The sequence below is a fragment of the Helicobacter sp. UBA3407 genome (assembly GCF_949747025.1).
Lineage (GTDB): Bacteria > Campylobacterota > Campylobacteria > Campylobacterales > Helicobacteraceae > Helicobacter_D > Helicobacter_D ganmani.
The window spans coordinates 1-1,252 of the sequence record NZ_CATKCB010000173.1 but is presented as its reverse complement, the minus strand read 5'-3'; the positions used below and the strand labels follow the sequence as shown (position 1 = coordinate 1,252).

Annotated in this window: 1 protein-coding gene and 1 pseudogene; both read right to left on the bottom strand. The window is 38.2% G+C overall.

Features of this window, described 5'->3' with window-relative positions; genetic code table 11:
• Positions 1-78 precede the first annotated feature (78 nt).
• On the bottom strand, positions 79-1,008 hold the full coding sequence (locus Q1553_RS06575) for a sulfotransferase domain-containing protein (RefSeq protein WP_297990307.1): 930 nt from the start codon (positions 1,006-1,008) through the stop codon (positions 79-81).
• 9 nt (positions 1,009-1,017) lie between these two features.
• Positions 1,018-1,252: pseudogene (locus Q1553_RS06570) on the bottom strand (hypothetical protein); the annotation flags it as partial.

Genomic DNA, 1,252 nt, shown 5'->3' with positions numbered 1-1,252 from the left:
TATATGAGCTATGCAAGCGAAAATGTAGCTTTTCAACTCGCATAACACACCTCGCAAATTGAAAAGCAATAAAAATAATCAGCTAAACGCCCCCCCCCCAGAAATTGTTTGCCAAGATCTCACATCAAAATCCACCATTTTTTCCAATTCTTCTATGTCAAATTTAAAAATCTCTTGCAAAATTTTTTCACAATCTTGTGGTATTGCTTCTTTTTTGCCTTTGAGATTCTCTTGAAGTTGCAAATATTTTTGTTTGTCTTGAATCTCTACATTTTCCTCTTTGCGAATATCATTTATTAAAAATCTGAATTTATCTCCGCCAAAATAATCTCTTAGCTCCTTTTGCACTTTAGCACTTACCACACTTGGGCTTGCGTGAATTGGTGCAGGTAGTGGCATAAAAGCGGTATCTAAAAGCCCCAAGAAACGATAAATCTTGAAAAGTGGCTCTAAATTGTCATTAGAGAGAGATTCTGACTTAATACATAAAATCTGCTCTTTGGGGAAAAATTCTAAAAATTCTTTAAGCTGCTTAGCATAAAATCCTCTGCCTGTGTAATCATAAGGTTGAATCTCACTCCAAATCCCATGTGATTCTTTGATTCTAATTTTTTCTCGCTTGATTGCATCGTAAAAACTCAATTCCTCTAAACCCTGCAGTGCAGTAAAGCGATAATTCCCCCACGCTCTTTGAATAGGATTGCGCAACATAAAGATAAATTTCATTTGCGGAAAATCCTTAGCAATCCTTTGAGCAACTCTTGCTCCGCCATAGAGATAGGAGCTAGAACGCTCTCCAACAGCCCTTTTATCTTCAGATGCTTCGCTGAAATATTCTTTTAAATACCACTCTAGCCCCTTTGCATATTCCCAACTCTTGTAGTAATAATGAGGCTCTGGGATTCTTCGCTTTGGCAAATAGACTTCGGAATGTTGAATAAGAAGCTCATATAAATAACTTGTTCCACCTGCGGCAGTGCCACCGATAATAAAATTAGGAGTTTTCACGCTGCCCTCCTATGCCACAAGAGGGCTGGGGCTTTTAAGAAATCCCCCCCCCCCACACACTAATGGATTTATATCTTTCATATTTCCTCCTATGTTTGTTGAAATAATTCTTGCAGGACACCCTGCAACTTTTGTATAAGGTGGGACATTTTTATTTACAAAGCTACAAGCCCCTACAATAGCTCCCTTTCCAATCGTAACGCCCATACTTATCACTGAATTAGGACCAATATAGCAGTAATCC